This is a genomic window from Nitratidesulfovibrio sp., from assembly GCF_040373385.1.
GTDB lineage: Bacteria > Desulfobacterota > Desulfovibrionia > Desulfovibrionales > Desulfovibrionaceae > Cupidesulfovibrio.
Window position 1 is genome coordinate 1 of sequence record NZ_JBDXXH010000016.1, and the last position, 18,178, is coordinate 18,178.

Annotated in this window: 17 protein-coding genes; 2 read left to right on the plus strand and 15 right to left on the minus strand. The window is 66.5% G+C overall.

Annotated elements, in window-relative coordinates:
- Positions 1–1,266 precede the first annotated feature (1,266 nt).
- From hisA to ABWO17_RS16985, 15 genes are all read right to left on the minus strand, one after another.
- Positions 1,267–1,998, minus strand: a complete 732-nt coding sequence (gene hisA, locus ABWO17_RS16915) for a 1-(5-phosphoribosyl)-5-[(5-phosphoribosylamino)methylideneamino]imidazole-4-carboxamide isomerase (protein ID WP_353120621.1) — start codon at positions 1,996–1,998, stop codon at positions 1,267–1,269.
- The gene (locus tag ABWO17_RS16920; protein ID WP_353120623.1) at positions 1,995–2,666 is read right to left on the minus strand and encodes a hypothetical protein; all 672 of its coding nucleotides are present in this window, start codon (positions 2,664–2,666) and stop codon (positions 1,995–1,997) included. The genes hisA and ABWO17_RS16920 overlap by 4 nt, the downstream gene beginning before the upstream one ends.
- A complete protein-coding gene (locus ABWO17_RS16925) occupies positions 2,666–3,256 on the minus strand; it encodes an imidazoleglycerol-phosphate dehydratase (protein ID WP_353120625.1) in 591 nt (196 codons plus the stop codon). Before ABWO17_RS16925 ends, ABWO17_RS16920 begins: the two co-directional genes overlap by 1 nt.
- A gap of 93 nt (positions 3,257–3,349) precedes the next feature.
- Positions 3,350–4,144, minus strand: coding sequence for a twin-arginine translocase subunit TatC (gene tatC, locus ABWO17_RS17135; protein WP_502914930.1), 795 nt, complete (start codon positions 4,142–4,144; stop codon positions 3,350–3,352).
- A gap of 545 nt (positions 4,145–4,689) precedes the next feature.
- Positions 4,690–4,995, minus strand: coding sequence for a Sec-independent protein translocase protein TatB (gene tatB / locus ABWO17_RS16935; RefSeq protein ID WP_353120628.1), 306 nt, complete (start codon positions 4,993–4,995; stop codon positions 4,690–4,692).
- Positions 4,996–5,190: 195 nt separating this feature from the next.
- Positions 5,191–6,738 (minus strand): glutamine-hydrolyzing GMP synthase, encoded by a 1,548-nt coding sequence (guaA, locus tag ABWO17_RS16940; RefSeq protein WP_353120630.1) that lies wholly within the window; start codon positions 6,736–6,738, stop codon positions 5,191–5,193.
- Positions 6,739–6,993: 255 nt separating this feature from the next.
- On the minus strand, positions 6,994–8,454 hold the full coding sequence (gene guaB / locus ABWO17_RS16945; RefSeq protein ID WP_353120632.1) for an IMP dehydrogenase: 1,461 nt from the start codon (positions 8,452–8,454) through the stop codon (positions 6,994–6,996).
- A gap of 438 nt (positions 8,455–8,892) precedes the next feature.
- Positions 8,893–9,516 carry a tetratricopeptide repeat protein gene (locus ABWO17_RS16950; protein ID WP_353120634.1) on the minus strand — a complete coding sequence of 208 codons (624 nt, stop codon included), beginning with the start codon at positions 9,514–9,516 and terminating at the stop codon, positions 8,893–8,895.
- Positions 9,506–9,646 (minus strand): CcmD family protein, encoded by a 141-nt coding sequence (locus tag ABWO17_RS16955; RefSeq protein WP_353120636.1) that lies wholly within the window; start codon positions 9,644–9,646, stop codon positions 9,506–9,508. The genes ABWO17_RS16950 and ABWO17_RS16955 overlap by 11 nt, the downstream gene beginning before the upstream one ends.
- A gap of 30 nt (positions 9,647–9,676) precedes the next feature.
- Positions 9,677–10,363, minus strand: coding sequence for a cytochrome c biogenesis protein (locus ABWO17_RS16960; RefSeq protein ID WP_353120638.1), 687 nt, complete (start codon positions 10,361–10,363; stop codon positions 9,677–9,679).
- Between the two features lie 83 nt (positions 10,364–10,446).
- A complete protein-coding gene (locus ABWO17_RS16965) occupies positions 10,447–11,124 on the minus strand; it encodes a heme exporter protein CcmB (RefSeq protein WP_353120640.1) in 678 nt (225 codons plus the stop codon).
- Positions 11,118–11,777: an ABC transporter ATP-binding protein gene (locus ABWO17_RS16970; RefSeq protein WP_353120651.1), complete on the minus strand. Its 660-nt coding sequence runs from the start codon at positions 11,775–11,777 to the stop codon at positions 11,118–11,120. Before ABWO17_RS16970 ends, ABWO17_RS16965 begins: the two co-directional genes overlap by 7 nt.
- Positions 11,777–13,702 (minus strand): heme lyase CcmF/NrfE family subunit, encoded by a 1,926-nt coding sequence (locus ABWO17_RS16975; RefSeq protein ID WP_353120642.1) that lies wholly within the window; start codon positions 13,700–13,702, stop codon positions 11,777–11,779. The genes ABWO17_RS16970 and ABWO17_RS16975 overlap by 1 nt, the downstream gene beginning before the upstream one ends.
- A 254-nt stretch (positions 13,703–13,956) precedes the next feature.
- Positions 13,957–14,379, minus strand: coding sequence for a cytochrome c maturation protein CcmE (locus tag ABWO17_RS16980; RefSeq protein ID WP_353120644.1), 423 nt, complete (start codon positions 14,377–14,379; stop codon positions 13,957–13,959).
- Between the two features lie 512 nt (positions 14,380–14,891).
- Positions 14,892–15,929 carry a CNNM domain-containing protein gene (locus ABWO17_RS16985; RefSeq protein ID WP_353120646.1) on the minus strand — a complete coding sequence of 346 codons (1,038 nt, stop codon included), beginning with the start codon at positions 15,927–15,929 and terminating at the stop codon, positions 14,892–14,894.
- Between the two features lie 245 nt (positions 15,930–16,174).
- Here ABWO17_RS16985 and ABWO17_RS16990 point away from each other — a divergent pair, with 245 nt between their 5' ends.
- The gene (locus ABWO17_RS16990; protein ID WP_353120648.1) at positions 16,175–16,933 is read left to right on the plus strand and encodes a D-glycero-alpha-D-manno-heptose-1,7-bisphosphate 7-phosphatase; all 759 of its coding nucleotides are present in this window, start codon (positions 16,175–16,177) and stop codon (positions 16,931–16,933) included.
- Positions 16,930–17,964, plus strand: a complete 1,035-nt coding sequence (waaF, locus tag ABWO17_RS16995) for a lipopolysaccharide heptosyltransferase II (protein ID WP_353120649.1) — start codon at positions 16,930–16,932, stop codon at positions 17,962–17,964. Before ABWO17_RS16990 ends, waaF begins: the two co-directional genes overlap by 4 nt.
- Positions 17,965–18,178: the final 214 nt, after the last annotated feature.

The following is an 18,178-nucleotide window of genomic DNA, read 5'->3' on the forward strand; positions in this document are numbered from 1 at the left end:
ACGAAGACAGTTGCGCCCCGTTGACCACGCTTGATTTCGTTATGCCTCCGGCGGGTGGAGGGCTGGCGCGGTGATGGGTACGGCCTCTACGAAGACAGTTGCGCCCCGTTGACCACGCTTGATTTCGTTATGCCTCCGGCGGGTGGAGGGCTGGCGCGGTGATGGGTACGGCCTCTACGAAGACAGTTGCGCCCCGTTGACCACGCTTGATTTCGTTATGCCTCCGGCGGGTGGAGGGCTGGCGCGGTGATGGGTACGGCCTCTACGAAGACAGTTGCGCCCCGTTGACCACGCTTGATTTCGTTATGCCTCCGGCGGGCAAGGGGCCGCTAAGCGGCAGCCCCTTGCAACCCCGCGCTCCGGGGGGCGCTGCCCCCCTGGTCCCCCCGAAGGTGGTCCTGCACCGCATTCCTTCGTCGCCAGCTTCCCTGCGGCGCAGGGCGCCTTCGGGTGATCTTGCGACGGGAATGCGATGTGCGCATCACTCCCGGTGGCATCGCACAACGAGGGTGCCTTTACCTTCACCCACGTCGCGGCGCGCATCCGTTACCGCCGGAGCTTTCGCCGTCACAAAGCCTCCGGCGGCGATCTCCGGCTGCGGATGCGTATCGCCGCACGAAGGTTTTTTACGCTCAAGCGAAGGGAGTGCATCTTCATGGAAGCAAGCAGGTTACCACAAGACAACAATGCGTTTGTCCATCGCCCGCGTTCCGTGCGTAGAAGCGTGTGACGCCGGGCTTTGACGGCGGCACATGCGTCGCAACGAGGGCGTGAGTAGTGGCACCTTCGTTGTGCGATGCCACCGGGAGCCATGCGCGCATACGCATTCAGCCGGGCAGATCGCCCGAGGCGCGCCAGCGCCGCAGGGAAGCTGCCCGGCGTAAGAATGCGGCGCAGGATACGTTGGGGGTCCAGGGGAGGCGAAGCCCCCCTGGAGCGCGGGGTTGCAAGGGGCTGCCGCTTAGCGGCCCCTTGCCCGCCGGAGGCATAACGAGATCGAGCGTGGTCAACGGGGCACGACGGTCTTCGTAGAAGCTGGGTGCAACAGCGCACGGCCCTTCCCCTTGCCCGCCGGAGGCATAACGAGATCGGGCGTGTTCAACAGGGTACAACTGACTTCGTAGAAGCCGTGTGCAACCGCGCACGCCCCATCCCCATCCCTATCCCCTTGCCCCCCACCCACCACAAACAGCAAGGGGGCCGCGTTACCGCAGCCCCCTCGTTCAACACTTCAATTTCCAACCGTGCACACGCGGTGCACCTCGACTACTGCGCCGCAATCCATTCCATTGCCGCGTGCAGGTCGAGGGTGCCGGTGTAAATCGCGCGACCGGTGATGGCTCCTTCCACGCTTGACGTTTGCGTCAGCGGGTACAACGCCCGCACGTCTTCCAGCGTGGCCACGCCGCCCGCCGCGATGACCGGCACCGGGCACATGCCCGCCAGCTTTTCCAGCGCGGCCAGGTTCACCCCGGTCTGCATGCCGTCGCGGTCGATGTCGGTGTAGATGACGAAGGCGGTGCCCGCGTCCAGCAGGCGGGGCAGCACGTCGTCCACGGTCAGGCCGGAATCGGCCACCCAGCCCTTGGTCTTCAGCCTGCCGCCCTCGGCGTCCAGCGAAACCCCGATGCGCCCCGGAAAGGCCGCACACAGGCGGGCATACAGGTCCGGTTCTTCGAGGGCCACGGTGCCGATGATCAGTCGCTGCACCCCGGCGTCGAGGTAGGCTTTCGCCGTGGCCTCGTCGCGGATGCCGCCGCCAAGCTGCACCGGCACGGAAAGGTCGGCGCAGATGCGGCGGATCAACTCGAAGTTGGCGGGCATGCCGCTGAAGGCCCCGTCCAGGTCGATGACGTGCAGCCATTTGGCGCCCTGGTCCTGCCAGTGGCGGGCCATGGCGGCCGGATCGTCGGAAAACACGGTCTCCGCGTCGGCGCGGCCCTGCCGCAACCGCACGCAGCGGCCATCCTTGATGTCAACGGCGGGAAACAGGATCACAGACCGAACTCCTTGATGGCCTTGCGCATCCCTTCCTTGGCCAGGTCAAGGGCGGACAGCCACTTGCCCTTGCGCCCCACGAACTTGCCCATTTCCAGCAGGTTGTCCGCAAGGCCCATCTGCTTTTCGTCGTAGTTGGAGCGCATGATCAGGGTGCCGCCCTTCACGTCGATGAGGAACACGTCCATCATGATGCTGGCCGATTCGGTGACGCCCATGTCGCCGCCCTTGCGCTCGCGCATGTTGACGACCTGGGGCACCAGCAGAAAGTCCACCTCGGCCTTGCGGCCCACTTCCACCCAATAGGCCAGCGCCTGCGGACGGCCGCCGGTACGCCCGGCAGTCTGGGCCGACAGCGAGGGCTTGGTGGCGGCAAAGCTGTACACGCGCTTGGTTTCGCCACGCAGGATATCGCCGAAGGTGCGGTCGAGGTCGGCAAAGATTTCTTCGGGCACCCGCTGCTGGTCCTCGGGAATGTACCCGGCCAGCAGGTCGGCCATGGCCGTGGGCTGGGTGAAGGCCGCCACGCCGATGGTGGCGTCCGGCAGCGGGGCGGGGCCGCGCTGGCGCTGCGAGCAGCCGGGCAGGGCGACGAGCAATGTGAGGACGAGCAGCGCGAGCAGCGCGCCCGACACCGGGAAGGAGATGAAACCGCGATGGGTACGCATCAGTCTAGGCTCCCTTTGGTGCTGAGCAGCGTCTCGCGGTCACGGCGTACCGCCTGCCGCAGGGCAAGTCCCAGCCCCTTGGCGGCGGATTCCAGCAGGTGGTGACCGTTCCTGCCGTACAGGAACGAGACGTGCAGGTTCATGCGGGCGGCCGAGGCGAACGCCTTCAGGAATTCGCGCCACAGGTCGCGTTCCTGCCCGGCGATGACGGGCGGCAGAAGGTCGTCCCCGCGCCATTCAAGCCACGGGCGGCCGGAAATGTCTATGCACACGTCGGCCAGGGCCTCGTCCATGGGCACGCGGGCAAAGCCCACGCGGGCAATGCCCGACCGTTCGCCCAGGGCATCGGCCAGGGCCTGGCCCAGGCACAGGCCCACGTCTTCCACGGTGTGGTGGGCGTCGATCTCGAGGTCGCCGGTGCAGGACAGGGTAAGGTCGAACCCGGCCCAGAACGCGGCCAGAGTGATGACATGGTCCGCCATGCCGAACCCGGTGTGCACGTTGACAAGGCCCTGCCCGTCCACCACGAGGTCGAGGCGGATGGAGGTCTCCTTGGTTTCGCGGAACACGGCGGCGCTGCGCTGGCTCATCTCGGGCTCCTTCCGGGGTGCGGGGTTCATGTTTGTGGACCTTTGCGTACTGCGTGGCCGGGGTGCTGCGCGGCTGGTGAAGTGGGTGTGCCCCTAGTCGCCCTGTATGACGGTATCGGGGCCGGGCTTTTCGGCGTCGCCGTCCTTTCCTTCCGTGTTCTCGCCGTCTTCACCGTCCGCACCGGGCTTCTTCTTGGCGAACACGGCGGCCACGAGGATGCTTATTTCATACAGCACAAGCATGGGCGCCGCCATCATCATCTGCGAGAAGACATCCGGCGGGGTGAGAATGGCAGCCACGATGAAGATGGCGAGAATGGCGTACTTGCGGGTCTTGCGCATCCACTGCGCAGTGACGAGGCCAAGCCGCGCCAGGAAGAACGCGAACAGCGGCATTTCGAAGATCAGCCCGAAGGCAAGCAGCATCTTGAGCGTGAAGCCCAGATACTCGTCCAGCTTGGGCATGGGCGCGATGGTGTCGGTGGCAAAGCCCACGAAGAACTCGAAGGCATACGGAAACACCTGAAAATAGCAGAATGCCGCGCCCGCCACGAAGAACAGCGCAGAGGCCCCGGCAATGGGAATGACGTGGCGCTTTTCCTCGTCGTACAGGCCGGGCGCGATGAACAACCATATCTGGTAGAACAGGTACGGGCTGGCCAGAAAGGCCCCGGCCACCAGCGCCACCTGCATGTAGACAAAGAATGCCTCTGGCAGGGCGGTGTAGATCAGCTTGGAACCGGACGGCAGCGCCCGGGTCAAGGGGATCATCAGGTAGTTGAAGAGCTGTTCGGCAAAGCCGTAGCAGGCGAAGAAGCCCACGGCCAGCGCGATGAGGCTGCGCACCAGGCGTACGCGCAGTTCGGAAAGATGGTCCAGCAGGGTCATGGAGCGGCCACCCTCGGTGGTCGCTTCGTCTTCCTTGCTGGCTCGGTCCACGGCTTCGCTGAGGTCGCGCGGGGGGGCGGACACCACGGCGTTCTCCGTGGCGGCGGCATCGTCCGTTTCGTCCGTGCCCTGCGGGGGCGGTGAGTCGGAGCCGCCTTGCCCTGCGACCGGTTCGGCGGAAGGTTCGGCGTCCTGACGGACGTCTGTCGGGCTGGCGGCGGGGGGCACGTCGGAACCGTCCGGCTCATAGTCGGGCAGCACTGCGGCGGCGATCACGCTCTCGACGGAACGGGAATCGTCGGAATCCGGGGCGATCGGCGCAGATTCCGAGGCAACGGATTCCGCCTGCCCGGCATCGGTGGGGGCCTGCCCCGCAGCCTTTCGCTCGCAGGCTTCTATGGCGTCAAGTTCGCAGGCGTTGCGTTCAGCTGCGTCTGGATCGAACACTTCCGGTTCCGGGGTGTCCGGTCCGCCCGCTGCCGGAGATTTCTCGCGGTCGCCTTCGGACACGGGCTCCGCCTTGGCGGCGTCCTTGTCGTCCTGGCTCATGCGTTCTTACCGACCGATTCGGTGGTGGCATTGGCGGTCTCGGCCTTGGCCTGTTCGGCCTTGGGGGCTTCGGCCTTGGCCTTGTCGTCGAAAAATTCCTTCTCGGCTTCCTTCTTGCGGCGCTCGTGATCCTCGAGATCGATCTCGGTGTTCAACGTGCGCTGGAAGTCGGTGGAAACCCTGCGGAATTCACCCATGGCCTTGCCCAGCGTACGTGCGATGTTGGGCAGGTTCTTGGGACCGAGGACAATGAGGGCCACGACCATGATGACCAGAAGTTCCGTACTGCCGATGCCGAACATGGAAGACAGACCGCCTTGGTTGCAGTGCTGCGGGCGGGGGCCGGGATAACCGACCATGCCCCGTGGGCGCCGCGCCATGGCGCGGTCCTTCGGCCGAATGCGGGGGGTGCCACGGGGACCGGAAGGCCCCCGTGCGTCCGCCGTGCGTTCATCCAGTCGTGCACCTGTGCGTGCACCCGGTCGAACGCCGTCCGCCTATTCCCATTCGATGGTGCTCGGCGGCTTCGAGGAGATGTCGTAGACCACGCGGTTCACGCCCTTCACCTCGTTGATTATCCGGCTCGAAATACGCTCAAGCAGTTCGGATGGCAAGCGCGCCCAGTCTGCCGTCATGGCGTCCACGCTGTCCACGATGCGCAGCGCGATGACGTGTTCGTAGGTGCGGCCATCGCCCATGACGCCCACGGTCTTCAGCGGCAGCAGCACGGCAAAGCCCTGCCACACCTTGCGGTACCAGCCGGAGGACATCAGCTCGGCCTGCACGATCTTGTCGGCCTTGCGCAGGATGTCCAGGCGTTCCTCGGTGATTTCGCCGATGACGCGGATGGCAAGGCCGGGGCCGGGGAAGGGATGACGCCAGATGATGAAGTCCGGCAGGCCCAGTTCGCCCGCAACCTTGCGCACTTCGTCCTTGAACAGTTCGCGCAGCGGTTCGATGAGCTTCAGGTTCATCTTTTCCGGCAGGCCGCCCACGTTGTGGTGGCTCTTGATGACGGCGGAAGGCCCCTTGTGCGACACCGACTCGATCACGTCGGGGTACAGGGTGCCCTGGGCCAGGAAGTCCACGTGGCCAAGGGCTTTCGCTTCCTCGTCGAACACCTCGATGAAGGTGTAGCCGATGATCTTGCGCTTCTGTTCCGGGTCGTCCACGCCTTCCAGCTTGTCGAGGAAGCGGCGCTGGGCCTGCACGTACTTCAGGTTCAGGTCGAAGTGCTCGCAAAGGTAATCCACCACTTCCTGGCCTTCGTTCAGGCGCAGCACGCCGTTGTCCACGAAGATGCAGTGCAGACGCTTGCCGATGGCCTTGTGCAGCAGCACGGCCACCACGGTGGAGTCGATGCCGCCCGAAAGCGCGCACACCACGTGGCGGTCACCCACGGTTTCGGCCATTTCCTTGATGGCGCGCTCGACAAACGACGACATGGTCCAGTCGGCCTTCAGCTTGGCCACATGGAACAGGAAGTTGCTGATGATGCGGGCGCCTTCCTCGGTGTGGTGCACTTCGGGGTGGAACTGCACGGCGTAGATGCGGCGGGCGTCGTCGGCCATGGCCGCCACATCCAGGGTGGCGGTGCGGCCCACCACGGCAAAGCCGGGCGGGGGCGTCTTGACCTTGTCGCCGTGGCTCATCCACACGCGGGTGGGCGCGGACTTGTCGATGCCGTCCCACAGCGGGCAGTCGCCCAGCAGGGTGAGGTCGGACGGGCCGTATTCGCGCGTTTCCGAGGTGGCCAACTGGCCGCCCAGGTTGTGCCCCAGAAGCTGCATGCCGTAGCAGATGGCCAGCACGGGCACGCCAAGTTCCAGCAACCCCTTGTCCAGGGTGGGGGCGTCTGCCTCGCCCACGCTGGCCGGGCCGCCGGACAGGATGACGGCGGCGGGCTTCATGGCGCGCACCTGCTCTGCCGTGACGATGCAGGGATGGATTTCGGAATAGATGCCGGCCTCGCGCACGCGGCGGGCGATGAGCTGCGTCACCTGCGAACCGTAGTCGACGATGATGACCTTGGTCTGTGCTTCCATGTGCTGTCCTCTGTCGCCCGCGCGGGGTGCATCGGGCAATCGTGATATGCGTTGTGAGGCCGTAGTGTCTGGGAAGTAGCGGCTGCCCGACGACGCTCTTTTGCTTTTCGGCGTCACCGGGACATGCGCGGCGGGATTTTCGTTCTCCGGCAAGGAAGGCGAGCCTTTTACGAAGGGAGCGTACTCTTTGGTACGTGACCGGAGTAAAAGACGATGCCTGACGACGCCGGAGGGCGAAAGGCCCGCCGCGAGCGGCTAGTTATTGTCGATGCGGTAGTTGGGCGATTCCTTGGTGATGATGACATCATGCACGTGGCTTTCACGAAGCCCCGCTGCGGATATCTCCACGAACTGCGCCTTTTCCTGCAATTCCTTGATGTCTGCCGCGCCCACGTAGCCCATGCCGGAGCGCAGGCCGCCCACCAACTGGTACAGGCTTTCGGCCACCGGGCCCTTCACGGGCACCCGGCCCACGATGCCTTCGGGCACCAGCTTCTTGCTCTTTTCCTGGAAGTAGCGGTCAGAGCTGCCGTCCTTCATGGCGTCGATGGAGCCCATGCCGCGATATATCTTGTATGAGCGGCCCTGGTAGAGAATGGTTTCGCCCGGGCTTTCGTCGGTACCCGCGAACAGGCTGCCGACCATCACGGTGTCCGCGCCCATGGCGATGGCCTTCACCACGTCGCCCGAGAACTTCACGCCGCCGTCGGCGATGATGCAGCGGCCAAGCTCGCGCGCGGCACGCACGGATTCGAGGATGGCGGTCACCTGGGGCACGCCCACGCCCGCCACGATGCGGGTGGTGCAGATGGAGCCGGGGCCGATGCCCACCTTCACGGTGTCGGCGCCAGCCTTCAGGATGGCTTTCGCCCCTTCGTAGGTGGCCACGTTGCCCGCCACCAACTGGCACTTGGGAAAGGCGCCCTTGACCAGTTCGATGGCGCGCAGCACGTTGCGCGAGTGGCCGTGGGCGGAATCGAGCACCAGAAAGTCCACGCCCGCAGCCAGCAGGGCGCCCGCGCGTTCCTCGCAGTCCTTGCCGATGCCGATGGCGGCGCCCACGCGCAGGCGACCGTTGTCGTCCTTGCACGAATTCGGGTACTTCTGGACCTTGTCGATATCCTTCATGGTGATGAGGCCCTTCAGGCGATTGCCCTCGTCCACCACCAGCAGTTTTTCGATGCGGTGCGCGTGCAGCAGGTCCTTGGCCTCGTCCAGGGTGGTGCCCACGGGCACGGTGACCAGGTTCTTGCTGGTCATCACCTCGCGCACCTGGGTGCCTTCCAGGTCCTTGACGAAGCGCACGTCGCGGTTGGTCAGAATGCCCACCAGTTCCACCCCGCGCACCACCGGCAGGCCGGAGACGCGGTATTCGGCCATCAGCTCCAGGGCCTGGCGCACGGAATAGTCGGGGTCGATGGTCACGGGGTCGATGATCATGCCGCTTTCGGACTTCTTGACCTTTTCGACCTCGATGCGCTGGCGGTCCACGGGCATGTTCTTGTGGATGACGCCGACGCCGCCGTTGCGGGCCATGGAAATGGCCATGCCGGAATCGGTCACGGTGTCCATGGCGGCGCTGAGCAGGGGAATGTTGAGGCGGATTTCGGGGGTGAGCCAGGTGGAGACGTCCACGAGGTCGGGGGTGACTTCGGAATAGCCGGGCTGCAGCAGGACGTCGTCGAACGTCAGTGCCTTGCACACGATCTTGCTCATGATCTCTCTCCGGGCGGGTTGGTTGGAGCGTCCGGGCCGCGCGGCTCCGGACCGTTTTCCCCGTCTGCCTCCGAACGAAGGGCGGGTCGTTGGGCTTGGCAGGTTTGACAAAAATGTCAAAATTTAATCAACCATCATATCGGGTCAGGCGCCGGATTGTCAAGATTCGGGTTGTTTCCCCAATCAGTGACAGGCGGGCGGGGCAGGTGACGGGGCAGGTGACGGGGCAGGTGACGGCGCGTTGCCCTGTTCGCCAAGGCATGGCCGTGTCCTTTGTTTCGTTTCATCTTGCCATCCGGGAGTTGCCTGCGGTTGCACGGGGTGTCACAGGCCATCCGGGCCTTCGCGCGCCGTCGTCATCTCCGTCCCGTGCATGCACGAAAGGGGCGGTGGTCCGCCCCTTCCGGTGTGTGTCGTCATGCGGCGGGGCTGCGCCCGCTACTGCTTCTTGTCCTGCTGCTTCTTGTCGCCGTGCGTGGCGGATTCCAGTTCCTGCCGGGCCTGGGCTTTCAGGTCTTCCGGGGCCCTGGCGTCGTCCATGATGGCCTTCAGATGGGCGTTGCCCTTGGCTTCGGCCTTCAGGTAGTGGCGGTACAGGATGCCCAGGTTGAAACGCGCGGCGGGCTGGGGATCGATTTCGATGAGCCGCTCGAAGGTTTCCGCCGCCTTGTCGAAAGACTGCTGCTGGTACTGGGCGATGCCCAGCATGTACAGCGGCTGCGGGTCCGCCGGGGCGGCCACCACGGCGCGGGCCAGAAAGCTTTCGGCGCGCGCCCAGTCGGAATGATCCAGAAAGTGCTGGCCAAGGGCGAACAGCGCGCCCGCGTCGGTGGGGTTCTGCTGCACCTTCTGCATCAGCGCGGACACCACTTCCATCTCGCCGTCGTGCTCGCCCGCCTGTTCCTGCGCGGCGGGGCCGCGCCCCTGCTGCACCAGCGAGGGGTTGGACAGGCGGTACAGGAACGACGCGCCCAGCATGGCGGCCAGGCCCACGCACACGGCCAGCAGCACCAGCTTGCGACCGCCGTCCAGCGGATTCATGGTCAGGGTGCTATTTGTCATCGCCAAGCATCTCCATGTGGCGGATGCGCCGGTCCAGGGTCTGTTGCGCGCGGGCCAGCAGGAACAGGTAGGCGCCGATGCCGAGCCACACGGCCGCGTTGGCGACCAGGAGCCATTGGGTGCTCTCCATATTTTTTCGAACCTCCTGCCTTTTGCAAGGCTAGATGGTGGTTTCCGTCGCAAGCACGTCGATGCGTGCCGCCATGCGCCGCTGCGCCGCGCGCAGCCAGGTCAGCGCCACCCACAGAAAGCCGAAGGCGACGATGCAGGCGATGACGGTGGTCTTCATTTCCGCTTCCAGCCCGCCGCCCTTGGATGCAAACACGGCGGGGTGGATGGAGCGCCACAGCCGGGCGGACAGGAACACCAGCGGCACGTCGAGGAAGGCCACAATGCCCACCACGGCGGAGACGGTGCCCAGCCGCTCGCGCGGCAGGTCGAGGGTGCGCAGCACAAGGTAGCCCGCGTACACGAACCACATGACCAGGGTGGTGGTCAGACGCGGGTCCCACGTCCACCAGACGCCCCAGGAATGGCGGCCCCAGATGGAGCCGGTGATGAGGGCAAGGCCGCTGAACAGCACGCCCACTTCGGCGGCGGCGCCGGACAGCGCGTCCCACTTCCAGTCGCGGGTGCGCAGAAAGGCGATGCTGGCCGCGAACACGGTAAGGAAGCTGATCAGCGACCACCACGCCAGCGGCATGTGGAAGTAGAAGATCTTCTGCACGATGCCCATGGTCTGTTCCACGGGGGCGTACACGAAGATCAGGTATTGGCAGAGCGCGAGGGCCAGGCCCGCGATAATCCCGACAAGGGGCATCACGGGGGAAAGCCGGTTCGTTTGCATGGGTGCCTCGCAATAAGGGGTCAAGGGGGCGCGGCCCCCTTGCGGGGGCCAGGGGGCAGAGCCCCCTGATCAGTTGCTTTCAGCTATTCTTCCCCGCCGTACACGAAGGGAAAGAGCACGATGCCTGCGCCAAGGAACAGCGCGTCGAAGGCGGCCACCAGCCCCAGCCATGATTCCACCCCTTCGGGGATGTCGTCGGCAAAGGCGGCGGCGCCCACCCGGATGCCCGCAAGCAGCACCGGGACCAGCAGCGGAAACAGCACGATGCTGAGCAGCGATTCGCGGGCGGCCTGCCCTTGCGACAGGGCGCCCAGCAGCGCGCCAAGGGCCACGATGCCCACGTCCGCGAGCAGTACGGTGGCCAGCCCCACGTGCCACAGGGGCGACACGGTCTGGCCCAGGAAGACGATGGCGGCGGGCAGGAACACGGCCTGGGCGCAGAGCAGCAGGGTAAACCCGGCAATGCCCTTGCCCAGCCACACGGCCTGCACCGGCACGGGAGCCAGCAGCAGCCCGAAACGGGCGCCGTTGGCTTCCTCGATGGAGAACAGGGTATTGAAGATGAGCACCTGGCAGAAGGCGGACGCCAGCCAGAAGATGGCGGCGGCCCCCTGCGGTCCCATCACCTCGCCCACGCGCTGCGACAGGCTGAACACGAAGATCAGCAGCAGCCCCAGCAGCAGGGCCTGGACCAGACCGGTACCGCGTGAAAGCAGCAGGCGCAGGTCTTTCGCTGCAATGGCGATGGCGGCGTTCAGCATGCCACGGCCTCCGGTACGTAGTCGGCGGCCGGGCCATTGTAGGCCACGCGCTTTTCGGCGATGGCCAGCACCCGGTCGGCCCGGGCAAGGTCATCGGCCACGGAATGGCTGATCCAGACGATGCCCGCGCCCCGGTCGCGCGCGGCGGCGATTTCGCGGTGCAGGATGGCCATGGACCGGATATCGAGGCCGGTGCCCGGTTCGTCCAGCAGCAGCAGCGACGGCGACAGCAGCAGTACCCGTGCAAGGTTCAGCCGCTGGGCCATCCCGCGTGAAAAGCCGCCTGCCCGTTCGAAGGCGAAGCGCTTCAGTTCCATGCGCTCAAGGGTGTCCAGCAGGGCGGCTTCGGAGCAGCGCTCCGGCGCAAGGCCGTGCAGGCGCGCCCAGAAGGCCAGGTTCTCGCAGGCGGTGAGTTCGGGATAGATGAACGTCTGGTGGCCGAGGTAGCCAAGGGCTTCGTCCGCGATGCCGCGCTCCACGCTGCCCGCGCTGGGCCGGGAAAGCCCGGCCATGAGCTTGAGCAGCGTGGACTTGCCCGCCCCGTTGGGGCCGGCCAGCAGCGTCACCGTGCCGGGGGCCGCCTCGAACGAGACGTCCTTGATCACCAGCCGGTTGCCGTAGAACTTGGCGACCTTGGTCAGCCGCAGCAGCATCATGCCTCCTGCCCGTCTCCGGCCTCGCCGTCCCCGTCGCGTGACGATGACGGACGGCGCAGCCCCAGCAAGGGGGCAAGGCACATCAGCGTGCCGCCTATCCACACCCAGTTCACCAGCGGGTTCACGCTGACCTTCAGGGTGGCCGCGCCTTCGGCGTCGACCCCCAGCAGGGTGGCGTACAGTTCGTCGCCAAGGCCGAAGATGGTGGCCGCCTCGGCGAAGGCCTGGCGGTCGAACTTGGCGTACAGGCGGCGCTGGGGCGACAGCACGCCCACGGGCGCGCCCTCGCGGGTGACGTTCAGCTCGGCCTCGATGAAGATGTAGCCCGCGCCTTCGCCCTCGTACAGGTTCACGTAGCGCAGGTCGTACTTGCCCAGCTTTACCGTGGCGTCGCGGGGAATTTCCACTTCCTGCTCAAGCTTGTACGGGCCGGAAAAGGCCACGCCCAGCACCATCAGGGCCAGGCCCAGGTGCACGCCGTGCGCGGCCAGCGAGGCGTTGTTGCGCCGCACGTGGGCTTCGGTGGTCAGCAGGATGATGATGCCCGCCACGCAGGCCGCGCCCGCGCCCGCGCCCAGCGCGGCCATGGGCATGCGGTAGGTGTACCAGGTCATGGCGGTGACGGCGGCCATCACCCCCAGCACGGCCAGCAGCTTCGGCATGCTGCGCACGCCGCCCTTCCAGCCCAGCCACGGACATACGGACAGCAGCACGGCGATGCCCGCGAACAGCGGCAGGCACACCCGGTTGTAGAAGGCGGGTTCCAGCCCCATGGGCTTTTCCGTCCAGAACTTGCTGAACACGGGCCACATGGTGGCCACCAGGATGATGGCGGACAGGGCCAGCAGCACCCAGGCCACCAGCACCAGAAAGCCTTCGCGGCTGTCGATGCCGGACAGGGGCCTGGCGTCGTCCTTGCGCCAGATCAGCGTCACGGCCACGGTAAGCGCGGTGGAGGCCAGGATGAAGATGAGCAGCGGGCGGCCCACGCCGCCGTCGCCGAAGGCGTGCAGCGAATCCACAACCCCGCTGCGCACCAGATAGGTGGCGAAGAAGGCGGATATGGTGGTCAGTGCCATGAGCAGGATGTTCACGCGGTGCAGCTTGCCGCGCCGCGACTCGATGACCGAGGTGTGCAGGAACGCGGTGGAAACCAGCCACGGGATGAGCGAGGCGTTTTCCACCGGGTCCCATGCCCAGTAGCCGCCCCAGCCCAGTTCCATGTACGACCACCAGCCGCCCAGCACGATGCCCGCCGTCAGGAACAGCCACGCGCAAAGGGTGAACGGCCGGGCGATGCCCGCCCATGCGCCCTCGCGGCCATAGCCGTTGCTCATGGCCTGGGCCAGGGCAAGACAGCCGGGAATGGCGAAGCCGCCGTAGCCCAGGAAGAGCAGCGGCGGATGAAAGATCATGCCGGGGTTCTGGAGCAGCGGGTTCAGGCCGTTGCCGTCGGCAGGGGCCGGGGCGGCGGTGAGGAACGGGTTGCTCCACGCGGTGAGGATGAGCAGGAAGAAGGCCATGACGGCCAGGAAGAACAGCCAGTACCACAGCCTGGTCTGGGGGCTGAGGTCGCGGTAGCCGCTGGTGGCGGTAAAGATGACCCCGAACAGGGCCACGGACCAGCCCCAGAACAGCATGGACCCGGCCTGACCGGCCCAGAAGGCCGTCATGCGGTAGAACAGCGGCAGTGCACGGTCGGTGTAGCTGGCCACGTAGACGAGCGAGAAGTCGAAGTTGACAAGGGCGTACAGCAGCACCACGGATGCCAGGGTCATGAACCCGGTCAGCATCAGGTGCGCCTTTTCTATCCACGGCAGCGCCGTGGAACGCCCTTGCCACAGTTGCGCGGCTGCCGCCCCGGCAAAGAAGAGGGCGAAAAGCAGCGACGCGACTAGCAGCAAGTATGCGGAAAGGTGCATGAAGTCTCCTGCCGATATGTGAGGGATGCGTGGGCGCGGCGCAACGTGCGACCGGTGCGGAGTGCCGGGTGGTCCATGCCCGCCTTTCGGGGGTGGTCCCCTGGGGCGGTGGCACGGGGCCGGAATCCGTTATGCGGCGTGCCGCCGACGCAGGGCGCGGGCACAGGTGCGCGGCACGCGCGGTACCCGCCGTCCGTCAGCCGCAGGGCCGGTCCGGAGGGCTGGTCCGCCCACGCCGCGAAACCTGCGGGGCATCATCCCTTACGGTTTTCTTTTTCGTATTTCGAGGGACACTTGGTCATCAGCGTCTTGGCGCGGAACTCGGCGGCGGCCCCACCCTGGGGCATGCCGCCTTCCACGATGACCTCGACGCCTTCCTTGAAGGTGTCGGGCACGGCCCCGCGGTACATCACCCGCACGGTCTGCCCTGGGTTGTCTTTGTCTTCGAGCAGAAAGCGCACGCCCGGCCCGTCGTCCAGCCTGGCGATGCCCTCCGGGGCCACCGTGCCGAACAGGCGGATGGACTGCAATTTGTCCGAGGGCATGGCGAGGGCTTCCGAAACGTTCAGGAAGTACACGCTGTTCTGGGAAAAGCCCGAGAACACCAGATAGCCCACCCCGCCCAGAAACAGGGCGAGGGCCACGAGGTACAGGCTTTTGCCGTTCTTCTTCGACATGTGTGGTCCTTGTGTGGCTTCCCGGTTTATCCCGGCAGCCCGGTGGACCGGTGCTGCACGGAAGGAGCGGGTAGCGCGCCGCCGCATCGCGCGAAGGTCAGGGGGGTGATGCCGCCCGGGTCGTTACCGGAAGGGGCGTTCCCTCTGTCGCGCGGGCGCGTTCGTGGTGCAGGCGCCGATGGCGCCGCGCGGTCGGCTGGCATGGCCGACCGCATGATCCGCCGGTCCGTGACCGGCCGCGAACTGTGTATCGTCTCGCGGCACCGTGTGGCGGTGCCGGATTGCATCGGAGGCGTGACCGCCGCAATCATCCGGGAATACGGCGGGCGGTACCGGCAAAAGGTACCGCCACCCTACGGAAATGTCGCGTGCGGCTGCATTTGGCATACGGCGTTTCCGCCGTCGTGGCAAGGGGGTAGAGCGCGTGCAAAGGCTTTCACAACGCGGCAGACTTCAGGGTAACCAGCCGGAATCTGTGTGGATGCGCAACTTGTTAAAAATGCTAACAGTAATCATTCCTTGCTTTGTGCCAGTTCGGCGCGCCGCCGCCGGGCCAGTTCCTGCAAATCGTCCACCCGGTCGGTTTCATCCACGATTTCCCGGCCCAGTATTTCTTCCAGCACGTCTTCCAGCGAAATGACGCCCGCAAGGCCGCCGTACTCGTCCAGCACCACGAACAGGTGGGTGCGCGCTTCCAGAAACTGCAACAGGGTGCGGTCCAGGGTCTGGGTGTCGGGCACGAAGTGCACCGGCAGCATCACTTCGGACAGGCGCAGGGAGTCGTTGTCCTCCGCCACCTCCTTGAGCACGCGGCGGCGGGGTGCGATGCCCACCACGTCCTCGTTGTGTTCCCCCCACACAGGTACGCGGCTGTAATGCCAGAAGTCCGGCTGCTCGTGGGCCTCGGCCACGGTCATGTCGGCAGGCAGCGAAAAGACCACCGTGCGCGGGGTCATCACCTCGTGCACCCGTTTCTGGTCCAGTGACAGGATGTTGCGGATGGAAAGCTCTTCGTAGGGCTCGATGCGTCCGGCCCGGCGCGACAGGCTGACGATGGCGCGGATGTCGTCTTCCGTGGCGTGGGGCGCGCCGCCGCCGGGCGGGGTGAACAGGCGGGTGATGCGTCCGCCCAGCCAGATCACGGGCAGCAGCACCACCACCAGTGCGCGCACCGGACGGGCCACGTATTCCGACAGGGGCCGGGCATAGGCCACGCCCACGGTCTTGGGAATGATCTCGCCCAATATCAGGATGAGCAGCGTGAACCCGGCGGCGAAGGCGGCCATGCTCTCGTCGCCCAGCACGTCTGCCGCGTAGGCCCCGGCAATGGCGGCGCCCGCCGTGTTGGCCACGGTATTCAGGGTGAGCACGGCGGTGATGGGCTGCTCGATGCGCGAGCGCAGGTCGAACAGTACCTGCCCTGCCTTGCGGCCCGATTTGCGCAGCTGCTCCACATGGCTCCAGGGTACGGAATACAGAATGGCCTCGGTGACGGAACAGCAGGCCGAGATGATGAGCGAAAGCCCGACGGCCACGGTGAGCGCAAGCATGCAATGTCCTGTGCGCCGATACGCGGCGTACGTGCTGGGGATGTGCCGTGCCGTCCGGTGCGGATTTCACGGCGGGCGGGACCGGCAGGTGGCATGGCGGGCGGCGGACACATGATTCCGCCGGACCGCCGCAGTGCTACAACCTAAGCGGCTCGGAGTCGAATGGCAACGCATGGCCGCCGATTGCTCCGTGGCGCGCCGCCGCCTTGAAAAAAGCGGCCCGCCGTGCCACAAGTTGCCCCACCATGAACCGGGCATCAACCACCACAGCATTTCCCGGTGCCGTACTGCTTGACCGCGACGGCACCGTCATCGAAGATCGGCACTACCTGGCCGACCCTTCCGGCGTCACGCTGCTGCCGGGAGCCGCCCGTGGCCTTGCCGCGCTGGCCGCCGCCGGGGCGCGGCTGTTCCTTGTCACCAACCAGTCGGGCATCGGCAGGGGCTACTTTACCGAGGCGGACCTGCACGCCTGCAACGCCCGGCTGGGCGACCTGCTGGCGGAACACGGCGTGTCGCTGGCCGACACGGCCTTCTGCCCGCACGGCCCGGACGATGGCTGCGCCTGCCGCAAGCCCGCGCCGGGCATGTGGCTGGCCCTGCGCGACCGGCACGGCCTGTGCGCCGCAGCCACCGCCATGGTGGGCGACAAGCCGGAGGACGTGGCCTTTGGGCGCGATGCGGGCCTGGGCCGCGTGGTGCTGGTGCTGACCGGCAAGGGGCAGGCCGCCGCGCGCACCCTGGGCGTACCCGTGCCCGAAGGCGATGCCGCCGTGCGCGCACCCGACCCCGCCGACCTTGTCGCCCGCCCAGACTGGCCGCACGCGGTGGCGCGCGACCTTGCCGCCGCCGCCGCGTGGCTGCTGGGACAGACGACCGCACGGCAGGCAGATGGTGCGGCGGGCACGGCGGGCACATCGGACACATCGGGTGATCCGGGTGCGACGGGCGCATCCCCCGCCGCATCTTCCTTCACGGACCTTTCGCGGAGCGAACCGTCATGAGCCGTATCGGCGTCTGGAACACCGCCTTTCTGGGCGACGCGGTGCTTACGCTGCCGCTGTTGCGCACCCTGCGCGCCAACTACCCCGATGCCGAACTGCACTTCTGGGTACGGCGCGGTGTGGGCAGCCTGTTCGCCGCCCAGCCGGAGCTTTCCGGCGTGCACGAATTCGACAAGCGCGGCGGCGAAAGCGGCATCATGGCCGCCGCCCGCGTGGGGCGGCAACTGGCGCGCGAGCACCATTCGCTGTGGCTTTCCGCCCACACCAGCCTGCGCAGCGCGTGCATCGCCCGCTGGACCAGCGCCAAGGTGCGCATAGGCTACGACGCACCGTGGTTCAATTCGTGGTTCTACACCCACACCGTGGAGCGCCGCTTCGACGAACTGGACGAGATCGAGCGGCTGCTGCAACTGGTGCGACCCCTGAACCTTCCGCAGGTTCTGGACTGGCCGGAACTGGTGCTGCCGGAACCCGCCCGCGAACGTGCCGCCGCCTTCCGCGTTGCGCACGCCGCCCCCGGTGCGCCCCTGCTGGGCGTGCATCCCGGTTCCGTGTGGGCCACCAAGCGCTGGCCTGCCGAATGCTTCGCAGAGGTGGTCCGCCGCGCCGCCGCCGCAGGCGCGCGCATCGTGCTGTTTGCCGGGCCCGGCGAAGAGGCCGTGGCCCGCGAGGTGGCCGAGCGTTCCGGCACCCTCGGCACGTCCGCGCTCATCGACCTGTCCGGCGCGCTCAGCCTCGTGGACCTTGCCGCGCACCTCGCCATCCTCGACTGCTACCTCTCCAACGACTCCGGCCCCATGCACATCGCCTGGGCCCAGCGCACCCCCGTCACCGCCATCTTCGGCCCCACCGTGCGCCGCCACGGCTTCTATCCGCGCGGCCCCAAAGCCACCGTGCTCGAAACCAGCCTGGACTGCCGCCCCTGCGGCCTGCACGGGCCGCAGCAGTGCCCCCTGGGACACCACCGCTGCATGCGCGACATCACCCCCGACACCGTGTGGCAGGACGTGTCCGCGAAACTGTTCGGGTAGGCGGGATTGGGATGAAAGAGAATCTGGGGGAAGGGAGGAAAATTTGCGCGCTGCGGTCGCCATCCGTAAGGTTCACAGGTTCACCTAACGGCTGGCGCAAATTTTCCTCCCTTCCCCCAGACCCCCATCCTTCCTTCAAACTTTTTATTTGTCGGGATAAAGGGGCGCGGAACGGGACGTCTTTCGTCTGGACTTCGTCCACCCCGTTGGAAAC